Source organism: Hydrogenophaga defluvii, from assembly GCF_042665235.1.
GTDB lineage: Bacteria > Pseudomonadota > Gammaproteobacteria > Burkholderiales > Burkholderiaceae_C > Hydrogenophaga > Hydrogenophaga defluvii_A.
This window is the reverse complement of sequence record NZ_JBHTBZ010000017.1, coordinates 113412-135648: the sequence shown is the minus strand read 5'-3', so window position 1 is coordinate 135648 and position 22237 is coordinate 113412. Positions and strand designations below refer to the sequence as shown.

Here is a 22237-nt window from a genome sequence, read left to right as displayed (position 1 = left end):
CTCAGACCCGTTTCGCGAATTTGGGGTCGAGCACGTCGCGCAAGCCATCGCCCAGCAGGTTGATGGCCAGCACCGTGGGCACCAGGAACATGGCCGGGAACAAGACGTTGCCCGGGTACTGGCTGAACTGCACCCGGCCCTCGGCCATGATGTTGCCCCAGGTGGGCACGTCGGCCGGCAAGCCCAGGCCCAAGAAGCTCAGGATGGCCTCGGTCAGCACCGCGCTGGCTGCGATGAAGGTGCCCTGCACGATCAGCGGGGCCAATGCGTTGGGCAAGATGTGCCGCCACAAGATAGTGGGTGTGGGCGTGGCCAGGGCCTTGGCGGCTTCCACGAAAGGCTCCTCGCGCAGGCTCAGCACCAGCGAGCGCACCAGACGGGTAACGCGCGGGATTTCAGGCACCGCAATCGCCACCACCACCGTCCACAGTTGGGCGCCCAAAGCGGCCACCAGCGCGATGGCGAGCAGGATGGCGGGAATGGCCATGAGCCCATCCATGAACCGCATCAGCACCGCATCCACCGCGCGAAAGTAGCCCGCCAACATGCCCAGGAGCGCCCCCATCAGCACCGCCACCGTGGCGGTGAACAGGCCCACCAGCAAGGACACACGCGTGCCATAGACGACACGGCTGTAGATGTCACGCCCGGCGTTGTCGCTGCCCATCCAGAAGGTGTGGGCCACGGTTTCGCCGCTGGGCAAGGCAAACTCGCCGCGCACACCCGAGGCGGTGTTGATGTGGCTGAAGTCCATGGCGGAGGGTTCGACCGTGCCCAGCCAGGGCGCGGCCGCTGCAATCGCCAGCAACAGGCCCAGCACCACGGTGCCGAAGCGGATGGCGTTGTTGCGCCAGAGTTTTTTGAGGATGTCCATGTCAGTACCTGATGCGGGGATCTAAAAAGAGGTAACTGAGATCGACCAGCAGGTTGATCAGCACATACAACACGCTGAACACCAGCACCAGGCCCTGGATGACGGGGAAGTCGCGGTTGAGCACCGCGTCCACCGTGAGCGAGCCCAGGCCCGGGATGGCGTAGACGGTTTCGGTGACGACCACACCCCCAATCAGCAGTGCGACACCAATGCCCACCACGGTGACGATGGGCACGGCCGCATTCGCCAGCGCGTGGCGCAGCAGCACAGCAGATTCGCGTATGCCCTTGGCGCGCGCGGTACGTATGTAGTCCTCGGTCAGCGCCTCCGACACACTGGCGCGCGTGACCCGCGCGATCAGCGCCACATAGATGGTGCACAGCGTGACCCAGGGCAGCACCAACTGCTGCGCCCAAGCCCCAACACCTTCGGACGATGGGCCGAACAGACGCCGGTAGCCTTGCACCGGCAGCCAGTTGAGCTGGATGGCGAACAGGTAGATGAGGATGTAGCCCACCACAAACACCGGCACCGAAAAACCCAGCACCGAGAAGCCCGACAGCAAACGATCAAGCCAGCCACCCATGCGCCAGGCCGCCAAGGTGCCCAGCGGCACCGCCACCAGCACCGCCAGCACGATGGTGCCAAAGGCCAGCGACAGCGTGGGCTCCACACGTTGCGCGATCAGTTCGGTGACGGGCTTGCCCAGGTAATAGGAATAGCCGAGGTCACCTTGCAGCACGCCGCCGATCCAGATACCGAACTGGGCCAGCAAAGAGCGGTTCAAACCCAACTGTTCGCGAATGCGTTCGATGTCGGCGTTGGTGGCGCTGTTGCCGGCAATCACCGCCGCCGGGTCGCCAGGGGTGAGGCGCAGGATCAGGAAAACCACCACGGCCACCACCAGCAAAACGGGCAGGATGGCGAGGAGGCGTTTGAGGAGGAATCTGAGCATCTGGGGTGGTCGGAAGGCTTCAAAGTGCGATGGCAAAGAACACAAGCCGGGCCGAGGCCCGGCTTGTGCCGGTATCCATCACGCGGGAAAAACCCTCGTCAGTTCTTCTTCACGTTCCAGTACACCTGTGCACCGGCCGGCACGATGCCGCTGACGTTGTCGCGCACGGCGGCCGGGTTGTTGTACTGGCCCAGGTGCACGTGCGAGGCGGTCTCGATGGCGCGCAGTTGCAGTTGTTCGGCCAGTTTTTTCTTCTCCGCATCGCTGCCGGCCTGGGCGAACTTGACCTTGAGCTCCTCGATCTGTTTGTCGTCCTGCCAGCCAAACCAGCCGTTGTCGCCGGCCGCATTCATCATGGCCATGGTCAGCGGGTTCTGGATGTCACCGGCGGTCCAGGCGGTCATGAAGGCGTTCCAGCCGCCAGCGGCGGGCGCGTCTTTTTTGGCACGGCGCGCCACCAGCGTGGCCCAGTCCATTTGTTGCATGTCCACCTTGAAGCCGGCGGCCTCCAGCTGCTGCTTGGCCACCAGGGGCAGCTTGGCGATGGAGGCCAGATCGGTGGGGCGCATCAGCAGCACCGGCTCGCCCTTGTAGCCCGCGTCCTTCAGCATCTGTGCGGCCTTTTTGGGGTCGGCGCTGCCGGTGTAGAAGCTGGTGTTGTCGCTGGCGTACGGCGTGCCACACGGGAACATGCTCTTGCAGAACTTGTACATGCCCGGCGTGCCCACCTGCGCCTTGAGGTGTTGCTCCTGCCCCAGCGCCACCATCGCGGCCTGGCGGATCTTCACGTTGTCAAACGGTGGGTGTTTGTGGTTGAAGCGGAAGATGTACTGCAGACCCGCTGGTTGTGCATCCACCAGCTGCACCCCTTTGGTGGCCTTGAGCGATGCGTACTGTTCGAAGGTGGGCTGCTCGACGATGTCCACCTCGCCAGCCACCAGGGCATTGAACTGGGTCTGCGGGTCGCGGATGATGACCCATTCGACGCGGTCCACAAACACCGGCTTGCCGCCGGTGGTGCCATTGGGCGCCTCGCTGCGCGACTTGTACTTGTCGTTCTTGACGTAGACCAGCTTTTCGCCCGGCTTGTACTCGGCCTGCACAAACTTGTAGGGGCCGGAGCCGATGTTGTCCTTGATCTGCTCACTGCCCGGTGTGGCAGCGATGCGCGCGGGCATGATGAAGGGCACGTTGCTGGACGGTTTGCCCAGGGCTTCGAGCATCACACCAAACGGTTGCTTGAGTTTGATGACAAAGGTTTTGGCATCGGGGGTGGCGTAGTCGGCCACACTTTTGGCAAGCACACCACCAAAGCTGTCGCGGCTGGCCCAGCGTTTGATGGAGGCCACCACGTCGGTGCTGGTGACGGGCGCGCCGTCATGGAACTCCAGGCCATCGCGCAGCGTGAAGGTCCAGGTCAGGTTGTCCTTGCTGACGTTCCACTTGTCCACCATCTGCGGCTTGACGGCGCCACTGGCGTCGGTGCCAAACAGCGTGTCGTAAATCATGTAGCCGTGGTTGCGGGTGACGAAGGCGGTGGACCAGATCGGGTCCAGAATGGTCACGTTGGCATGCGGCACGATGCGCAGGGTTTTGGCCTGGGCCTGGCCTTGGGCGTTGACGGCCAGGGGCATGACCATGGCTGCAGAAACAGCTGCCGCAGCAGCGATGGAAACCAGGGAACGACGCTTCATGAACACTCCAGTCAGAATGGGGTTTGGTTGAAACTTCAAATATCGACGGTCACACCTGCAATATAGCGCCAACATGAGCCAGATGCCCTCCGACCTGACCCTGATGACAGCCGATGTGCTGTCGCAAGCCATTCACCAAAAGCAAGTGTCGTGCCGCGAGGTGATGGCGGCGACGCTGGCGCGCATCGATCGGGTGAACCCCCATGTGAACGCGATCGTGAGCCTGCGCGACGCGGACGTGCTGCTGGCCGAAGCCGATGCACGCGACGCCCAGTTGGCGCGTGGCGAATCCATGGGCTGGATGCACGGCATGCCACAGGCCATCAAAGACCTGTCCAACACAGCCGGCCTGCGCACCACCTTGGGTTCACCACTGATGCGCGACTTCGTGCCGTCCGAGGACGGGCTGATGGCCGCGCGCATGAAAGCCGCCGGTTGCATCGTGATCGGCAAGACGAACACGCCCGAGTTCGGGCTGGGCTCGCACACCTTCAACGCCGTGTTTGGCGCCACGCGCAATGCCTTCGATCTGACCAAGTCGGCCGGCGGCAGCAGCGGGGGTGCTGCGGTGGCGCTGGCCCAGCGCCTGCTGCCAGTGGCCGACGGCTCGGACTTCATGGGCAGCCTGCGCAACCCGGCGGGCTGGAACCACGTGTTTGGGCTGCGCCCCTCACAAGGCCGTGTGCCCATGTGGCCGGCCAACGACGTGTGGCTGGCCCAACTGGGCACCGAAGGCCCCATGGGCCGCAGCGTGCGCGACGTGGCCATGCTGTTGTCCATCCAGGCCGGGCACGACCCGCGCACGCCGCTGAGCATTGCACAAGATGGGCGCGCTTTTGTCGCGCCCCTGGACAGCGACCCGACCGGCCAACGCATCGGCTGGCTGGGCGATCTGAAGGGGCATTTGCCCATGGAAGCGGGTGTGCTGGACGTGTGTGAATCGGCCCTGCACCGCTTCACCGACATGGGCTGCGAGGTGGACCACACCGCGCTGGGCATGGACCCTGCGGCGGTGTGGGACTGCTGGCTGGTGTGGCGTCAGGCGCTGGTGGGGCCGCGCATCGCGCCTTTTCTCATCAAACCCGACAACCGGGCGCACATCAAACCCGAGGCGCTTTGGGAGCACGACCAATCGCTCAAGCTCACTGGCGCGCAGTTGAACGCCGCCAGCGCGCAACGCACGCGTTTTTTGCAGCAGATGCTGGCGCTGTTTGACCGCTTTGACGTGTTGGCGCTGCCGGTGGCGCAGCTGTGGCCGTTTGATGTGGACATGCGCTGGCCCACGGAGATTGCGGGCCGCCCCATGGACACCTACCACCGCTGGATGGAGGTGGTGATTTACGCGACGCTGGCCGGCTTGCCGGCCATCAGCGTGCCGGCGGGCTTAAACGCGCAAGGCCTGCCCATGGGCTTGCAGTTGATTGGCAAGCCACAAGGGGAGTTGGCATTGCTGCAGTTGGCGCATGCCTATGAAAAGGCAGCGGCGGACTTGATGGCGGTTCGTCCACCGGCGCTTTCTTGAAGGCGCTCCCACTTGGTGTGCGAGATCGGTGCGACGGGGTGCGCTGCGCCGCTCGTGTCCTCCGCCGGCTGCGCCGGCTCCCCCTTTACCTCGCTCTGCAGCACACCCCGCCACACCGATCCGAGGCAGCGCTGGCACGTCACCGCAGGTTCACCTGCACTCGGGCGGAAAGCGCCGGGTGGCCCACGCAGTGAGGTAAAGGGGGAGCATCGCGCAGCGATGCGGAGGACACGAACGAAGTGGGCCACCCGGTGATTTCCGCCAGCGCCCACCACCGCCCAAGGCCAGCAAAAAATCAGTTCTGCCGCCAAGGAAGCCCGTGCAACCGCCAGCCCCCACGCCGCCCCCTGTGGGCATCCGCATCCGGGTCCCCTTCGAAGCCTTCCAGGATGTTGTAGGCCACCAACCCCAACTCGGTGGCCCGCTTGGCGGCCGCAATGGAACGCACACCACTGCGGCACAACAGCACCACCTTTTGGCCAGCAGGCACGGCCGCGCGCAAGCCCTCGTCAAAACCAGGGTTCATGGCCATGCCCGGCCACTGCTTCCAAGCCAACGGCACGGCGCCGGGCACAAAACCCACCCACTCGCGCTCAGCGTCGGTGCGCACATCCACCAGCACTGCCTCGCCAGCCTGCACCCAGTCCCACGCCAAGTGCGGCGACACGTCGCCGGCGTAGCCCGCAGCGCTACGCGGCTGCATCAGTTCGGCACCGTCGGCGTCGTGGCGAATGCCCGATGTGAGGTTGGCCGGCACGGCTTCGTCCATGCGCTTGGGGCGCGGCAGGTTGAGGGCGTTCATGATGGCAACGAACTCGTCGCGCGTCTTGCCGGCCACCCGGGCGTTGTTCGCTTTTTCCCAGCCGATGGTGGACTGGGTCTGGCCCTTGTAGTCGTGCCCCGGCCACACCGTGGTGTCGTCGGGCAACTTGAACAGCACCTCGGTCAGGCTGCGGTACAGGTCCTCGGCGCTGCCCGACTGGAAATCGCTGCGGCCACAGCCGTTGATGAGCAAGGTGTCGCCGGTGAACACGTGGTGTGCATCGCCGGTGGACCACACGAAGCTCATGCTGCCGGCGGTGTGGCCAGGCGTGTGCAGGGCGCGGATTTTTTGCTGCCCAAAGACCAACTCGTCGCCGTCCTTCAACTGCACCGACGCGGTGGTGATGCCACACCCTGCGGGCGCCGCCGTTTTGGCACCTGCGAGTTCGGCCAGTTGTCCGGCGCTGGTGATGTGATCTGCGTGGGCGTGGGTTTCCACCGTCCACGCCAGTTGCAGGCCGTGGTCCTTCAGGCAGGCCAGGTCGCGCTCGATCTGCTCGTCCACCGGGTCGATGATCAGGGCCTGGCGGGTAGCGGGATCGAACAACACATAGGTGTAGGTGCTGGAGGCGGCGTCGAAAAGCTGAATCGGCTTCATGGGTATTCCTGACAGGACACGGACAAATCGATGGTAATTCAGACACGCCAGACTGCGGAATTCCCGGGGTGACACCGGCAACGCTCTGCAGTACCATCGCGAATTGACGTTTACGTAAACGTCAATCAAGAACACCCCCGGCAGAGCCACCCACCCACCGACGCCATGACCGACCTGTCCGCCGAATTCAAAGCCCTGGCCAACTACCGCCCCACGCACAAGGTGCGTTTTGTCACCGCCGCCAGCCTGTTCGACGGCCACGACGCGGCCATCAACATCATGCGCCGCATCCTGCAGAGCATGGGTGCCGAGGTGATCCACCTGGGCCACAACCGCAGCGTGGACGACGTGGTGACCGCCGCCCTGCAGGAAGACGCACAGGGTATCGCCATCAGCTCCTACCAGGGCGGGCATGTGGAGTACTTCAAGTACATGGTGGACCTGCTTAAACAACGCGGCGGTGCCCACATCCAGGTGTTTGGCGGCGGTGGCGGCGTGATCGTGCCGCCCGAAATCCGCGAACTGCAGGCCTACGGCGTCTCGCGCATCTACAGCCCCGAAGACGGCCAGCGCATGGGCCTGGCCGGCATGATCGGCGAGATGGTGATGCGCTGCGACCAGGACCTGACGCCCTACGCGCCCACCTCGGTGGAGGCCATCCAGGGCCACGGCGAAATGAACTGGCGCGCGCTGGCGCAACTGATCACGGTGCTGGAAAACGGCAAAGCAGACGCCGCCCTGGTGGCCCAACTCCATGAAGCCGCCAAGGCCACTCAGGTGCCCGTGCTGGGCATCACCGGCACCGGCGGCGCCGGCAAATCGTCGCTCACCGACGAGCTGATCCGCCGTTTCCGGCTGGACCAGAACGATGGCCTGCGCGTGGCGGTGATCTCCATCGACCCCTCGCGCCGCAAGAGCGGTGGCGCGCTCTTGGGCGACCGCATCCGCATGAACGCCATCGGCCCCTGGCAGAACGGCCCGCGCGTGTTCATGCGCAGCCTGGCCACCCGCGACTTCGGCAGCGAGATCAGCGCCGCCCTGCCCGACGTGGTGGCAGCCTGCAAGGTGGCGGGCTTTGATCTGGTGATCGTGGAAACGTCGGGCATTGGCCAGGGCGATGCGGCCATCGTGCCGCACGTGGACGTGCCCATGTACGTGATGACGCCTGAATTTGGCGCCGCCAGCCAGCTCGAAAAAATCGACATGCTGGACTTTGCGGAATTTGTGGCAATCAACAAGTTCGACCGCAAGGGCGCGCTCGATGCCCTGCGCGACGTGAGCAAACAGGTGCAGCGCAACAAAGAAGCCTGGACCACCCCCACCGAACAAATGCCGGTGTTTGGCACCATGGCCGCCCGCTTCAACGACGACGGTGTGACCGCGCTCTACCAGGCGCTCAAGGGCCGGCTGGCCACGCTGGGCCTGAAGCTGGGCGAGGGCCGCCTGCCCGTGGTGGACGTGCGCCACAGCACCAACCAAACGCCGGTGGTGCCCGGCGCGCGCATCCGCTACCTGGCCGAAATCAGCGACACCGTGCGTGGCTACAAAAAACGCGCCCGCGCCCAGGCCCGCCTGGCACGCGAAATCCAGCAGTTGACTGAGGCCGCGCGCATGCTGGCCATCGACAAGCCGGAGCGGTCCAAGGCCGCCGAGGCCGCCATCGACCTGGCGCAGACCCGGGAGCTGCACCTGGACGCCGACGCGCGCAAGCTGCTCAAGCAGTGGCCCGAGATGCAAAAAGCCTACGCGGGCGACGAGTACGTGGTGAAAATCCGCGACAAGGAAATCCGCACCGCGCTGACCACCAAATCCCTGAGCGGCACCACCATCCGCAAGGTCAGCCTGCCGCAGTACGAGGACCACGGCGAGATCCTCAAGTGGCTGATGCTGGACAACGTGCCCGGCAGCTACCCCTACACCGCCGGCACCTTCGCCTTCAAGCGCGAGGGCGAAGACCCGACCCGCATGTTCGCCGGCGAAGGCGACCCCTTCCGCACCAACCGGCGCTTCAAGCTGGTGAGCGAAGGCATGCCGGCCAAGCGCCTGTCCACCGCCTTCGACTCGGTCACGCTCTACGGCAACGACCCCGACCTGCGTCCTGACATCTACGGCAAGATCGGCAACTCGGGCGTGAGCATTGCCACGCTGGACGACATGAAGGTGTTGTACGACGGCTTTGACCTCTGCAACCCCACCACCTCGGTGTCCATGACCATCAACGGTCCGGCGCCCACCATCCTGGCGATGTTCATGAACACCGCCATCGACCAGAACATCGAAAAGTTCAAGCGCGACAACGGCCGCGACCCCACCGACACCGAAATCGCCAAAATCCGCGAGTGGGCACAGGCCAACGTTCGCGGCACGGTGCAGGCCGACATCCTGAAAGAAGACCAGGGGCAGAACACCTGCATCTTCTCCACCGAGTTCAGCCTGAAGGTGATGGGCGACATCGCCGAGTACTTTGTGCACCACAACGTGCGCAACTTCTATTCGGTGTCCATCTCGGGTTACCACATCGCCGAGGCCGGGGCCAACCCCATCAGCCAGCTTGCGTTCACGCTGTCCAACGGCTTCACCTTCGTGGAGGCTTACCTGGCGCGCGGCATGCACATCGACGACTTCGCGCCCAACCTGAGCTTCTTCTTCAGCAACGGCATGGACCCGGAGTACACCGTGATGGGTCGCGTGGCGCGCCGCATCTGGGCCGTGGCCATGAAGGAAAAGTACGGCGCCAACGAACGCTCACAAAAGCTGAAGTACCACATCCAGACCAGCGGCCGCAGCCTGCACGCGCAGGAAATCCAGTTCAACGACATCCGGACCACGCTGCAGGCGCTGATCGCCATCTACGACAACTGCAACAGCCTGCACACCAACGCGTTTGACGAGGCCATCACCACGCCCACCGAAGACAGCGTGCGCCGGGCCATGGCCATCCAGCTCATCATCAACCGCGAGTGGGGGCTGGCCAAAAACGAGAACCCCAGCCAGGGCGCTTTCATCATCGAGGAACTGACCGAGCTGGTGGAAGAAGCGGTGCTGGCCGAGTTCGAGCGCATCGCCGAGCGTGGCGGGGTGCTGGGTGCGATGGAAACCGGCTACCAACGCGGCAAGATTCAAGACGAATCCATGCACTACGAGATGCTCAAGCACACCGGTGAGCTGCCCATCATCGGCGTCAACACCTTCCGCAACCCGCACGGCGACACCACGCCCGAGACGCTGGAGCTGGCGCGCTCCACCGAGGCAGAAAAACAAAGCCAGCTGCAGCGCCTGACCGACTTCCACACCCGCCATGCGGCCGAAGCGCCCGCCATGCTCAAGCGGCTGCAACAGGCCGTCATCGAGAACAAAAACGTGTTCGACGTGCTGATGGACGCGGTGCGCGTGTGCAGCCTGGGCCAGATCACCAACGCCTTGTTTGAGGTGGGTGGCCAGTACCGCAGAAACATGTAAATCAAAATTTCTGCGCTTGCCCGGCGGTGGTGGTTATGATTTTGTAACCATTCACCGCCTTTTGTTTTTGAGGACCCCGTTCCATGGCCGAGCAAAAATTCCGACTGGTCACCCGCAGCGACTTCGACGGTCTGGTCTGCGCCGTGCTGCTCAACGAGCTGGAGCTGATCGACGAGATCACCTTCGTCCACCCCAAGGACATGCAGGACGGCAAGGTGCCCATCACAGGGCGCGACATCACCACCAACCTGCCGTATGTGGCCGCCGCCCACCTGGCCTTTGACCACCACGAGTCCGAGACCATCCGCAACACCGGCGAGCGGGCCAACCACATCATTTCTGCCATTGCGCCCTCTGCCGCGCGTGTGGTGTACGACCACTACGGCGGCAAGGCCCGCTTCCCGCGCATCAGCGACGAGATGATGGACGCGGTGGACAAGGCCGACTCGGCCCAGTACAACCGCGACGAGGTGCTCAACCCCAGCGGTTGGACGCTGCTGAACTATCTGATGGATTCGCGCACGGGTCTGGGCCGTTTCCGCAACTTCCGCATCAGCAACTACCAGCTGATGATGGACCTCATCAAATACTGCCGCGACCACAGCATCGAGCAGATCCTGGCCCTGCCCGACGTCGTGGAACGGGTGGACATCTACCGCGAACACGCCGACAAGGCCAAGGCCCAGTTGCTCGCCAACACCACGGTGCACGGCAATCTGGCGGTGCTGGACCTGCGCAACGAAGAGACCATTTACGCGACCAACCGCTTCATGATCTACGCGCTGTTTCCGCAGACCAACATTTCCATCCACGTGTTGTGGGGCCTGCAGAAGCAGAACACGGTGTTTGCCACCGGCAAGTCCATCCTGGACCGCAGCAGCAAAACCAACGTGGGCGAGCTGATGCTGCAGTACGGCGGCGGCGGTCACCAGGCCGCCGGCACCTGCCAGGTGGACAACGACCGCGCGGCCGAGGTGCTGGCCGCGCTGATCAAACGCATCAACGCCGACGGCTGAAGCGCCCGCCCGGCCAACGCGCCGGGCTGCGCCTTCAGCGCATGGTGCCCAGTTGCCGCTGCCACTCGTTCAGCTGAGCGGCTGCGGCGCCAGTGGGCTTGCCCGTTCCGGCGTCGGCCGTGTGGGTGTTTTCCAGAGCGGCCTCCGTCAGCACACGTGCGGTCAAGGTCACCTGCAACATCGCTTCTTTGCTGCGGTCGCCCACGCCCCCCACCGACAGGGTGGGCCAGCTGTTCAACGCGCTGCCCGCCCCCGCCAGTGACGCGGCCGTGAACGGGTAACAGCCGCTCAAGCTTGCCAGGGCAATGTGGTAGTGGTGGTAGCAGCCCTGGAGCCTGCCATCGACCAGGTGAAAGCGGTAGAAATCGTCAAAAGCCATGCCGGGTGCGTACAGCGAATGGTTGGCGTAGCGGCTGCTCCAGCCGCCCACCATGCTGCCGCCCCACTGGTTGATGCCCCAGACGTTGTAGTCACCGGCATTCACCTCGCTGGGGCGCAGGTGGGCCAAGGTCCAACGCTCACTGAAACTGCGCCCCACCACGTAGTCGGCCCGCCAGATGCCCAGCAGGCTGGCCGACTGTTGGTGGGCTTCGGCCACATCGGCGTTCACACTCGCCCGCAAGGTGAGCTGGTGCCCATTCGGCAGGCGCAACCGCCCCTCGAATGACGACACCCACGCCCATTCGCCCTCCACGCCGGCTTGCGGCTGCAGCAGGTGGGGCAAGCCGCCCGAGGGTTGCTGCCACTGACCTCGAAACACGCCGTCCGCGCCACGGGTGAGCACCGCTTCAACCCAGGCCGGCTGTCCGTTGTCGGCAAACGCATGGACACCGATGCGCACCTGCGCGGCCTGCTGTTCGAGCAAGAAGCCCATGCCCGGCCGCTCGTCTGCCCACCACACACCGGTGCGCCCATCGGCTGATGCACTCGCAAAACCAAACCGATCGCGCACCAGGGCCCAGGTGCCCATGGGCGTGCGCAACTGCGTCGCCAATGCGTCCGTCTTGCGCCAGCGCACCTCGCCCATATCGGCCGCAGGTTGGGGCGCGCGGGCCGGGCCGTTCAGCCCGGCACCACCTTCGTAGGCAATCAAGCGCCCCACCCATTCGCCCGCCTCCGCGTCTGCCACCAGCCGCGCGTGGGCCCACAGGGGGCGGCCAGCGGCGTCGCGGAATTGCAAGCTCAACAACACCTCCTGGCCACGCACGTCCACAAACGCCTGGCGTGAAGCGTCGGCCGTGTCGCGCCACCAACCGGCCTCGGGTGCCACGCTGCCCAGGGTTTCAGCGGTCAGCCCCGTGCCGATCAGCGGCCGGTGCGCCGGGTACATCGCGGCCAGAGACACCGCTGCGGCCGCGTCCAGCACACCGGCACCACAGCGCTCGGGCACACAGTCGTTGCCTGTGCCCTGCGCAAACGGTCGCGCGGATGCACGCAACAGCGCCCCGACCTGGGTGGGCGTCAGGCCCGGGTTGGCGGCCAACATCAAAGACACCGTGCCCGCCACGTGGGGCGCTGCCATGCTGGTGCCACGTTTGCGCAGGTAGCTGCTGTCGCCCGTGGGGCCCTGTCTGCCGCTGTCGCCCAAGGACACGATGCCGGTGTCGCTGCCCGCATTGCCACCCGGCGCGGCGATCGCCACCCCAGCACCAAAGTTGGTGTACGAAGCCTGCTCGCCCCCTTTGCCCAGCGCGGCCGTCACCAGCACACGCTGGCAACTGGCCAACACGGTGCCCGCCACGTTTTGGGCTTGGTTGCCGGCGGAAGCGACCACCACAGTGCCGCGCGCCCACGCCTCGTCCAGGGCGCCCTGCATTTCGCTGGAGCAGTGACCGGCGGCCCCCAGGCTGAGGTTGGCCACCCGCGCCGGGGTGGGGTTGGCTGGCGCACCGGCCACCGGCGCACCCACGGCCCACCGCAAGCCATCGGCCACGTCGGAGATGTAGCCACCGCCACGCCCCAATACGCGAACCGGCAGCACCCGCGCCCGCGCATCGATGCCAGCCACACCCACGCCGTTGCCGCGCTGTGCGGCCACGATGCCGGCCACGTGGGTGCCATGCCAGCCGCTGTTGCGCGGGCTGGCACCTGACAGCCAGGGCTCGCTGCCATCCACCCAGTCACCCGGGTCGCTCGCATCGGGATCGCGACCATTGCCGTCGTTGGCATGCCCGACGTTGGACACAAAATCGTAGCCCGGCAACAGGCGCCCTTGCAGATCGGCGTGCGGCAGGATGCCAGTGTCAAGCACCGCCACCACCGTGGCCGGGCTGCCCAGGGTCAGTGTCCACGCGGCTTGTGCCTGGACCCCGGAGCGGACCACGGTGGCGGATGCCAGACTCCATTGGTCGGCCCATCGCGGATCATTGGGCGCCAGCGTGTCGGACCACACGCGCATGTCGGGCTCGGCGTGGGCCACGGCCTCGTTCGCCATCAGCCGCTGAACCACGGCCGTCACCTCGGCCTCGCCCATGGCCTTGGGCAAGGCCATCACCACACTGCCGCCGGCGGTGCGACGAACACTGCGCAAGGTCACGCCGCTGTGCAGGCTCAGGGTTCGGGCGTATTCGGCGGCGCGCTCCTCGAACTGCTGGCCGGCCAACTCCTCCACGAGCCGCACCAGCACCTGATCGGTTTGCGCCTCCACGGCACTGCTGTTGATCAACACGGTGTCGGCGGAACTGTCCACCGGCTCGCCCGCAGGCACCGGGCTGGTGGCGCCACCACCACAAGCGGCCAGCGCAGCGCAAAACCACACAGCGGCCAATGGCCACCACCACCCGTGCGCGCCGCAGCGCATGGACTGTTGAAACATGACACCCCCCAGAACCGTCAATTAATGTGAGACGGACTCAGGATATCACTGCTTATTGTTGAAACAAACCAATAACTGACACAATTTAACCATTAAATTGTAAATGTCAATTAATTATTGAATAGATTTTGCGATTTGGCGCACGATTCTTTCAATGTCGCAGCCAACGAGGCACACGGAACCGGACGATGGCACTGTAGGCCCAGAGGTAGCTGACCACAAACAGCACCGTCATCGCCATCAACACGCCGGTGTGGCGCCAGAACAGCACCGCTGGCGCGGCGGTGAGCAGGGTGAAGCCCCACAGATACGGCGAGGTGCGGTTGTTGCGCATCAACATGCGCCGCGACTCATCGTCGTGAAAGACGCCACGCACAATGCGGCGGTAGATCAGCTGGTGAAAATGCAGCGCATCGGCCACGCCGGGCGAGACGCCGCGCGCGGACTTGCGGAAGATGGAGAACAGCGTCTCCCAGACCGGGTAGATCAGCAGCAGCACCGGAAACCAGGGCGACACCAGCGGATGGCGCTGCACCAGCGTGATGCTGATCAGCGCGACCACCGTGCCCCAGAGGTAGGCCCCGCCGTCGCCCGCAAACAACAAGCCGCGCGGGTAGTTCCAGACCAGAAAACCCACCGTGGCGCCGGCCAGCGCCAGACTCAAGGTCATCATCTGCCGGTCGCCCACCTGAAGCGACACATAGGCCAGTGCGAGGCAGACCAACAAGGCCACGGTGCCCGCCAGACCGTTGTAGCCGTCAATCAGGTTGAAGGCGTGGGGCAGGCCAGCCACAGCAAACACAGCCAGGGCCACCCCCGGCCACACCGCTGCCGCCCACCAGCCATCCACCCAGGGCAAGCCCAGGCGCGGCACGGTCAGGTCCATGGCCCAGATGGCCACCACAGCGGCCATGGCGGTCAGTCCAAGACGGAACGCCACCGCGAGCCGCTGCGTGACGTCCTCGTACACCCCGGCGCCCGTGGACACACCCGTGGCAACGGCCCAGGCCAGCAGTTCAGCCGCGGTGAAGTTGGCACGGGGCGGCCAACCCATGGGACTGGCCACCCCAAGCCACACAAACGCCAGCAACAAGGCGCCTCCCATGGCCACACCGCCCACACGCGGCACATGGCCCCAGTGAAATCGCTGGGGCATGTCGCCGGTGTAGTGTTGTGTGTGGCCACGTGCGTAGCGAATCAACCACGCGCTGAAAAAAAACGAAAAGGCGGCGCAGAAGAACAGCAGAAAAGGCATGCCACCACCAAGGCTTGTTGAGTGGCGCGATTATCGCTGCCCGCGCAGCACCCGCTGTTGCAGCCAGTAACGCCAGAACGCAACACTGCACCACAGTCGCAACAGGCTGTGCACATGCCAGCCCAGCGCGTGCCAGCGGCGCAGGCTGTCACGCTGCGCGTGGTGTTGGGCGGTGCCGGGCACCCGCGTCAATCGCAGACCGGCCAACTGCAACCTGAGGCAAAAATCCACGTCCTCGCAATACATGTGGAAGCGCTCATCAAAGCCGCCCACAGCGCGGTAGGCCGACGACGGCATCAGGAGCAAGGCGGCGCTGTACCAATCGCCCCCCCGCTCCGGGCGACGCAGGACACGGCGGCGGAACAGCGCCCACGGCGTGACAAGGGCACGCTGGTTGTCCTGCACACTGCCGTCCGCGTTCAAGAGCGTGGCTGTCACCGCACCGACGCCCGGCAGGCTGGCCGCCGCCAACAGCTGTGGCCACAGCGCCGGGTCGGTCAATCGCATGTCGGGATTGAGCACGCAGAAAAACGGCGACGCCACATGGGCAAAGGCCTGGTTGTGGTTGGCCCCAAAACCCAATGGCCGGGGGTTGTGGATCTCGATCACCTCAAACGACAAACCGCCCACGGCCAGTGGCGAAGCAGGCAGGTTGTGTGTCACCACCACCCGACACAACAAGCCCGATGACACCGACGCCAGATCCTGCAGCAAGGGAGGCAACCACGCGTCATGCCCATGGCTGACCACGGACACGGTGATCGGCGGTGAAGTGGGGTGATCGGGAAACATGCAACTCCTGCGGGCTGCCCAGCGCAGCCACACCAGCACAAAGTGTAGGCCACACGTTCAAGGCAAACGGCCTGCTGGCCTGTTTGCTCGCGGAGCCGAGAAGGCTGGTGCCCATGGCGGGAATCGGACCCGCGACCTCTCCCTTACCAAGGGAGTGCTCTACCACTGAGCCACATGGGCCATCCATCAATAAAGGATGGAGCGGGAAACGAGATTCGAACTCGCGACCTCAACCTTGGCAAGGTTGCGCTCTACCAACTGAGCTATTCCCGCGTTTTTTGACCACATCGGGGGTCAAAGAAAAAGCCCACCAGCGGATGGGCTTTTTGAAATTTTGGTGGTGGAGAACCTCCACCTGAAGAACCAGCATCTTAAAGCATTTCGGGTTTTTTAGGAAGGATTGAGGCCTGCAGGGGCTTCTGAGGAGGCTTTTCGCACTTCTACCACCCCCGCCCACGCACCGAGCCGTAATCCAGCCAAGGGAAATGTCCGAGTTCGATTCCGCAAAACGCAATCGAACTCCAGACCACTTGAGCACAAGAAACTCGAAATGTTCATGCCTCAGCCCGGCACAGGGGGCTTCTCTTTGGTTTAAATTTTTGTTAGAATATCGACTTGTTTAAACCAAAACCAAGGGGGGCGTCATGATTGCAGATCGCATTCGTCAAGCACGCTTGGCAGCAGGACTGACGCTGGGTGGCTTAGGTGAACAGGTCGGCGTTTCGCACACCGCCATCCAGAAGTACGAGAAGGGCCTTCTGACCCCCTCGTCTTCCCAACTCCTCAAACTGGCCCGAGCCTGCGGCATCCGTACCGAGTATTTTTTCCGTAATCACACGGTTGAACTACTACAGCCAGAGTTCCGGAAGCTCTCAACCTTCGGCAAAACGGCACAGGATGCGCTGAAGATCAAAGTCGTCGAACTGGTGGAAAAGCGTGTTGAGCTACTCGGCGCATTTCCCGAGTCTCCCCTCTTGGCGTTCGCCCCTCCGGCCGGATTGCCCGAGCACGTGGAGTCGCTGGATGCGATCGAGGCATTCTCTGATCAGGTACGCAACGCATGGCAGTTGGGCATGAACCCAATTGCCGATCTCACCGACACTCTTGAAGGTCTGGGATTGCTGGTCATCGTGGTCGATGAGGAGAATCCTGGCTTTTCTGGCTTGACTGCAACGGCTCGCACCGAGGATGGACGCGAATATCCGGTGGTAGCGGTTTCCAAGCGCTGGCCTGGGGATCGGCAGCGGTTTACGCTAGCTCACGAACTTGGGCACCTGATGCTGGAGGGCCGCCTGGCCGACGGCATCAACGAAGAGAAAGCCTGCGACCGATTCGCGGGCGCTTTTCTGGCACCGCGTGTCGCGGTAACCCAACTGCTAGGGCAGCAACGTCATGCCCTGGAATGGCAAGAGCTTTATGTGCTCAAGCACGAGTTCGGCTTGTCGATGGCTGGCTGGCTGCACCGCGCAAAACAATGCGGTGTGATCACCGATGCCGCGCATCTGATGATGGTCAAGCGGTTTTCTGCCAAGGGCTGGCGCAAGGCTGAACCGGGCGATCCATTGCCGCAAGAACATCCACGACTTTTCGATCAACTGGTGTATCGCGCCTTGGCCGAGCAGTACATCTCAGAGGGCAAGGCGGCTGAACTGTTGGGCATCCCGATGATGCGCTTCCACAAAGAACGCCAGTTGGAGTCGTCGGATGCAGCTGCTCATCAGTGATGCCAACATATTGATCGACATGGAAGCCGGAGCGTTGATGGAAACGCTCTTTCAGCTTCCTGTGCAGCTTGGCATCCCCGATCTCCTGTACTACGAAGAAATCGAGCCAGGCAGTCCCGGCCTCGAGGATCTCGGCTTGAAGATCATGGAAGTCTCGGGTGACTCTGTGAAGTATGCCCAACAGTTGCCCAACCAGTACAACCACACGCTCCCGGCGAAGAATGGATCGAAACCCGGTCACAACGACTACCTGGCGCTCGCACTTGCGAAACAGGAATCTTGCACGTTGCTGACCGGCGACGCCAATCTTCGAATTGTTGCCAGCAAGGAACAAGTCACGGTCATGGGCACGATTGGGCTGCTGTGCACGATGATCGAAAACCAGCTGCTAACGGTAGACGATGCCTTCAACGCGCTCGACAAAATGAAAGAAGGCAAGCGTCGTCTCCCGTGGCCTGAGGCCGAAAAGATACTAAACGGGTTGCGCTAATCACGCGGTTTTCGTCGGCTGATCAAGATCGACCATCTGCTACTGGTTGAATCTGGTTTCCTCCGCCCAGTGATTCTCCAAGCATAGCCATCCATCTACGATGAGGGCGTTTCCATACAGTCTTTTTACTGGAGACTGGCATGGAGACAAAAACCTGCAATGCATGTGGCTGCACTTTCACCCCTCGGCCTCAAAACCCGAATCAGAAATACTGCACCAACTCGGAATGCCAACGCGAACGCCGTCGACGTTGGCAACAGCAAGCACGTCAGGGCGATTCCGATTACCGCGACAACGACATCCGTTCCAGCAAAACGTGGGCCGCCGAAAATCCTGAGTATTGGAAACGGTACCGCGATGAGAATCCTGCCTACGTTGAGCGCAACCGCAATCTACAGCAGCAACGCAATCAAAAACAGCGCACGACGGTGATTGCAAATGAGGACGTGTCACACGCGTTGATCACCCCGCCATCAGGCCGCTACCGAATGGCGCAAATCCTTGAGGATGGGGCGATTGGCGGCCAGACGTGGATTGTCGAAATCACCACGCTAACAATGGCTCGGGTCGATGAAGACGTGTGATTGCAAATGAGGACGTGATCGGCGGCACCGCTGCCGCCTGTTAACTTCTCGCATGTGCGTTCTCGAACCATTGAGCATCCGAATCCGACTCGACCCGTGTATGCCTTGACCAACCACTCGTCGCGAAGTGACGCCCGATGTTCGAGAGGCATCTTTTCGCATGTAAGGGAGCAGCGCGGCGATGCAAGAACAAGAAAACACAAATGGCGAGGGGCAAACCCAGGCATCCCTATTCCGGGCCGCTGAGTACGTGCGAATGTCCACCGAGCACCAGCAGTACTCGACGGAGAATCAGGCCGACAAGATTCGTGAATATGCGGCCCGACGCGGCATCGAAATCATCAGGACCTACGCTGATGCTGGCAAGAGTGGTCTGCGCATCGATGGCCGGCAGGCACTGCAACAGCTGATCAAGGATGTCGAAACCGGGGCGGCGGACTTCCAGGTCATCCTGGTCTACGACGTCAGCCGCTGGGGCCGCTTCCAGGACGCGGACGAAAGCGCCTACTACGAGTACATTTGCCGCCGCGCCGGCATTCAGGTCGCTTACTGCGCCGAGCAGTTCGAGAACGATGGCTCACCGGTCTCGACCATCGTCAAAGGCGTCAAACGGGCAATGGCTGGCGAATACAGCCGGGAACTATCGACCAAAGTGTTCGCTGGCCAATGCCGCCTGATCGAGCTTGGCTATCGTCAGGGCGGCCCGGCCGGCTATGGCCTGCGCCGCATCCTGGTCGATCAGAACGGATCCGTGAAAAGCGAGCTTGCGCGCGGCGAGCACAAAAGTTTGCAGACCGACCGCGTGATCCTGATGCCCGGCCCGGACGATGAGGTCCGCACCGTCAACCTGATCTACCAATGGTTTATCGATCACGGCATCTCGACCTCCGAGATCGCTGGCCGGCTCAACGCAATGAAGGTGAAAACCGACCTGGGTCGCGAATGGACCCGTGCCACCGTCCAGGAAATCCTGACCAATGAGAAGTACATCGGCAACAACGTCTATAACCGGATCTCCTTCAAGCTCAAGAAAACCCGGGTCGCCAATCCCAGGGAGATGTGGATCAAGAAGGAGGCGGCCTTCGAGCCCATCGTTCAACCTGACTTGTTCTACACGGCACAGGGCATTATCCGAGAACGAAATCGGCGCTACACCGACGAGGAGTTGATCGAGCGGCTGCGTGCCCTCTACGAAAATCGTGGACTCCTGTCAGGGTTGATCATCGACGAGACCGAAAACATGCCTTCGGCCGCTGTCTATATGAATCGCTTTGGCAGCCTGATACGTGCCTACCAGATGGTCGGCTTCACGCCCGACCGGGATTATCACTATCTGGAGGTCAATCGCCTCCTGCGCCGGGTGCATCCGGTCATCGTGGCAGATACAGAGGCGCAAATCAGCGAAATTGGCGGACTGGTCGTCCGCGATCCCGCGACCGATCTGCTGCGAGTCAACCAAGAGTTCAGCGTTTCAGTAGTGGTGGTTCGCTGCCACACCACCGAAGCTGGTGGTCATCGGTGGAAGGTCCGTTTCGATACCAGTCTGCGGCCGGACATCACAGTGGCGGTGCGCCTGGACCATTCCAACCAAACCGCCCTCGACTACTACCTCCTGCCGCAACTGGATTTCGGCCAGCCACGCATCAGCTTGGCTGAACACAATGGGATCGAGTTCGAGAGTTACCGGTTCGACAGCATGGATTTCCTCTATGGCATGGCCGAACGCACACGGGTTAGGAGAGCAGCATGAAAAAAGAGCCCCCCTCCAGCAACTTGCAAATGATTCCGATCGACAAGATCGAGGTACTCAACTCGCGTGACCGTAATGGCAAAGTCTTCGCCGAGATCGTGGGCAATATCAAGGATATCGGCCTGAAAAAGCCCATCACCGTGACACCGCGAACCGACGCGGATGGCAATGAAAAGTTCATGCTGATTTGCGGTGAAGGCAGGCTCAATGCATTCAAATCACTGGGCGAAACGACGATTCCAGCGATGGTGGTCGATGTAAGTGATGAGGACGCCTTCATTATGAGCCTGGCGGAAAACATTGCTCGCCGCCAAGGACGCACTCTGGAACTGCTGGCAGGCATTGAAAAATTGCGTGACCAGGGTTACGACAAAAAAGCGATCGCGCTGAAAACGGGCCTCGGAGAGGACTACGTCTATGGCATTTTGCAACTACTCAAGAATGGTGAAGAGCGGCTGCTGATTGCGGTGGAAAAAGGACGCATTCCACTCAATGCCGCCTTGACCATTGCAGGCGCCGGCAGCAACGATAAGGATATTCAAGCGGCTTTGCAGGAGGCGTATGAGAGCGGGCAACTGCGTGGAAATCACCTGATTCAGGCGCGCAAGGTCATCGAGAAGCGTAGGTCTCTGGGACGGACAATTGCCCGAGGGACGCCTCGGAAAGTTCCGGATGTCACCTCTTCAAGCCTGGTGCGCACCTACCAAAAGGAGGTCGAGCGCCAAAAGCTCATGGTCAAAAAGGCGGAGTTTGCCCAGCAGCGATTGCTGTTTGTGGTGGAAGCGATGCGCCATCTCTTAGCTGATGAGAACTTCACCAATTTGCTGCGTGCTGAAGGGCTGGAAACATTGCCCAAACACATTGCCGAACGTGTCTGGCCCGGGGGGAGCACCACATGACTGAGATGCACCTTGGATTTATTCCTGACCCAATAACGGTTGCTTTTGACAAACTGCTGCCATCACGTAAGCCTCCAGACGGTCTTGCCAACTCCAGGAAATTCAAACAGATCATTTCTTCCATCGATGCAATCGGGCTGATCGAACCCCTGACCATCGCCAAGGCGGACAAGGCCACCGGCATGCACCTGCTGTTGGATGGGCATATCCGAATGTTAGCGATGCAGCAATTAGGGTTCAGCGAAGCCCTGTGCCTGATCGCCAAGGACGATGAGAGCTACACCTACAACAACCGAATCAACCGGCTATCGACCATTCAGGAACATTTCATGATCCGTCGCGCCGTGGAGCGTGGAGTCACGCCAGCACGCCTGGCGAAATCGCTGGAACTGGACATTGAGCACATCACCAAGAAAATCAATCTGCTGGACGGCATCTGTGCAGAGGCCGTTCGACTACTCAAGGACAAGATTTTCTCCGCCAATTTGAGCCCAGTACTGCGCAAATTGAAACCGACCCGGCAGGTGGAGTGCGTGGAACTGATGGTGGCCACCAACAACATCACCGTGTCTTACGCCCAAGCGCTGCTGGCGGCAACGCCCGGCAACATGCTGGTGAATGAAGGTGTGCCAAAGAAGCTAAAGGGTGTTACGGCCGATCAAATGGCAAAGATGGAGCGCGAAATGGCGAATCTCGAGGGGCAGTTCAAATTGGTCGAGCAGTCCTATGGTCAGGACGTTCTCAATCTGGTACTTGCCAAGGGTTACTTGACCAAGTTGCTGGACAACGAAGCGGTGATCCGCTTCTTGTCCCAAAACCACCCTGAAATTCTGCGCGAGTTTTCCGGCATCGTACAAACGACGTCACTGGATAAATAGTGAATGCACTCTGACGCCAGACGCGCACTCGATCAATAACCAGCTTGAAAATCCCTCCGTGTAGAGGGTCGTAGTGCTGCCCGTGTGGGCTATATGTGGATCTTTAACAA

Annotated in this window: 16 protein-coding genes, 2 tRNA genes and 1 pseudogene; 9 read left to right on the top strand and 10 right to left on the bottom strand. The window is 62.4% G+C overall.

All coding sequences use genetic code 11. The annotated features are described in order from the left end of the window. Position 1: 1 nt before the first annotated feature. The 3 genes from ACFQU0_RS08765 to ACFQU0_RS08755 all read right to left on the bottom strand — a co-directional run bounded on the left by ACFQU0_RS08765 (position 2) and on the right by ACFQU0_RS08755 (position 3523). On the bottom strand, positions 2–874 hold the full coding sequence (locus tag ACFQU0_RS08765) for an ABC transporter permease (RefSeq protein ID WP_382199836.1): 873 nt from the start codon (positions 872–874) through the stop codon (positions 2–4). 1 nt (position 875) lies between these two features. Further along, on the bottom strand, positions 876–1829 hold the full coding sequence (locus tag ACFQU0_RS08760; RefSeq protein ID WP_382199835.1) for an ABC transporter permease: 954 nt from the start codon (positions 1827–1829) through the stop codon (positions 876–878). 98 nt (positions 1830–1927) lie between these two features. Further along, positions 1928–3523 carry an ABC transporter substrate-binding protein gene (locus tag ACFQU0_RS08755; RefSeq protein ID WP_382199833.1) on the bottom strand — a complete coding sequence of 532 codons (1596 nt, stop codon included), beginning with the start codon at positions 3521–3523 and terminating at the stop codon, positions 1928–1930. Between the two features lie 82 nt (positions 3524–3605). Between ACFQU0_RS08755 and ACFQU0_RS08750 the strand changes: the two genes are divergently transcribed. Then, the gene (locus tag ACFQU0_RS08750) at positions 3606–5045 is read left to right on the top strand and encodes an amidase (protein WP_382199995.1); all 1440 of its coding nucleotides are present in this window, start codon (positions 3606–3608) and stop codon (positions 5043–5045) included. Positions 5046–5340: 295 nt separating this feature from the next. On the opposite strand, the gene ACFQU0_RS08745 is transcribed toward ACFQU0_RS08750, so the two are convergent. Both ACFQU0_RS08745 and ACFQU0_RS08740 read right to left on the bottom strand, forming a co-directional pair. Continuing rightward, a complete protein-coding gene (locus tag ACFQU0_RS08745; protein WP_382199993.1) occupies positions 5341–5748 on the bottom strand; it encodes a rhodanese-like domain-containing protein in 408 nt (135 codons plus the stop codon). A gap of 24 nt (positions 5749–5772) precedes the next feature. Further along, positions 5773–6465 (bottom strand): annotated as a pseudogene (locus ACFQU0_RS08740) (MBL fold metallo-hydrolase); the annotation flags it as partial. Between the two features lie 165 nt (positions 6466–6630). Between ACFQU0_RS08740 and icmF the strand changes: the two are divergent. Next, entirely contained in the window at positions 6631–9924 is a 3294-nt protein-coding gene (gene icmF / locus ACFQU0_RS08735) for a fused isobutyryl-CoA mutase/GTPase IcmF (protein WP_382199831.1), read from the top strand. Positions 9925–10007: 83 nt separating this feature from the next. Then, positions 10008–10940, top strand: a complete 933-nt coding sequence (locus ACFQU0_RS08730; protein ID WP_382199828.1) for an exopolyphosphatase — start codon at positions 10008–10010, stop codon at positions 10938–10940. A gap of 34 nt (positions 10941–10974) precedes the next feature. Here the strand turns inward: ACFQU0_RS08730 and ACFQU0_RS08725 are convergent, their stop codons facing one another. From ACFQU0_RS08725 to ACFQU0_RS08705, 5 genes are all read right to left on the bottom strand, one after another. Beyond that, the gene (locus tag ACFQU0_RS08725; RefSeq protein ID WP_382199826.1) at positions 10975–13755 is read right to left on the bottom strand and encodes a S8 family peptidase; all 2781 of its coding nucleotides are present in this window, start codon (positions 13753–13755) and stop codon (positions 10975–10977) included. 151 nt (positions 13756–13906) lie between these two features. Beyond that, complete coding sequence (locus ACFQU0_RS08720; protein ID WP_382199824.1) at positions 13907–15010, bottom strand: MraY family glycosyltransferase; 1104 nt, start codon at positions 15008–15010, stop codon at positions 13907–13909. A 30-nt stretch (positions 15011–15040) separates the two neighbouring features. After that, the gene (locus ACFQU0_RS08715) at positions 15041–15802 is read right to left on the bottom strand and encodes a galactosyltransferase-related protein (protein ID WP_382199822.1); all 762 of its coding nucleotides are present in this window, start codon (positions 15800–15802) and stop codon (positions 15041–15043) included. Between the two features lie 105 nt (positions 15803–15907). Then, a tRNA-Thr gene (locus tag ACFQU0_RS08710) sits at positions 15908–15982 on the bottom strand. 17 nt (positions 15983–15999) lie between these two features. Then, positions 16000–16075, bottom strand: a tRNA-Gly gene (locus ACFQU0_RS08705). A 371-nt stretch (positions 16076–16446) separates the two neighbouring features. Here ACFQU0_RS08705 and ACFQU0_RS08700 point away from each other — a divergent pair. The 6 genes from ACFQU0_RS08700 to ACFQU0_RS08675 all read left to right on the top strand — a co-directional run bounded on the left by ACFQU0_RS08700 (position 16447) and on the right by ACFQU0_RS08675 (position 22127). Next, the gene (locus ACFQU0_RS08700) at positions 16447–17526 is read left to right on the top strand and encodes a helix-turn-helix domain-containing protein (protein WP_382199820.1); all 1080 of its coding nucleotides are present in this window, start codon (positions 16447–16449) and stop codon (positions 17524–17526) included. Beyond that, positions 17507–18016 (top strand): PIN domain-containing protein, encoded by a 510-nt coding sequence (locus ACFQU0_RS08695; protein ID WP_382199818.1) that lies wholly within the window; start codon positions 17507–17509, stop codon positions 18014–18016. The genes ACFQU0_RS08700 and ACFQU0_RS08695 overlap by 20 nt, the downstream gene beginning before the upstream one ends. 140 nt (positions 18017–18156) lie before the next feature. Then, complete coding sequence (locus tag ACFQU0_RS08690; RefSeq protein WP_382199816.1) at positions 18157–18600, top strand: mediator of RNA polymerase II transcription subunit 7; 444 nt, start codon at positions 18157–18159, stop codon at positions 18598–18600. Positions 18601–18781: 181 nt separating this feature from the next. Next, positions 18782–20350: a recombinase family protein gene (locus ACFQU0_RS08685; protein WP_382199814.1), complete on the top strand. Its 1569-nt coding sequence runs from the start codon at positions 18782–18784 to the stop codon at positions 20348–20350. Continuing rightward, a complete protein-coding gene (locus ACFQU0_RS08680) occupies positions 20347–21249 on the top strand; it encodes a plasmid partitioning protein RepB C-terminal domain-containing protein (protein ID WP_382199812.1) in 903 nt (300 codons plus the stop codon). The genes ACFQU0_RS08685 and ACFQU0_RS08680 overlap by 4 nt, the downstream gene beginning before the upstream one ends. Next, entirely contained in the window at positions 21246–22127 is an 882-nt protein-coding gene (locus ACFQU0_RS08675; RefSeq protein ID WP_382199811.1) for a plasmid partitioning protein RepB C-terminal domain-containing protein, read from the top strand. Before ACFQU0_RS08680 ends, ACFQU0_RS08675 begins: the two co-directional genes overlap by 4 nt. Positions 22128–22237 lie beyond the last annotated feature (110 nt).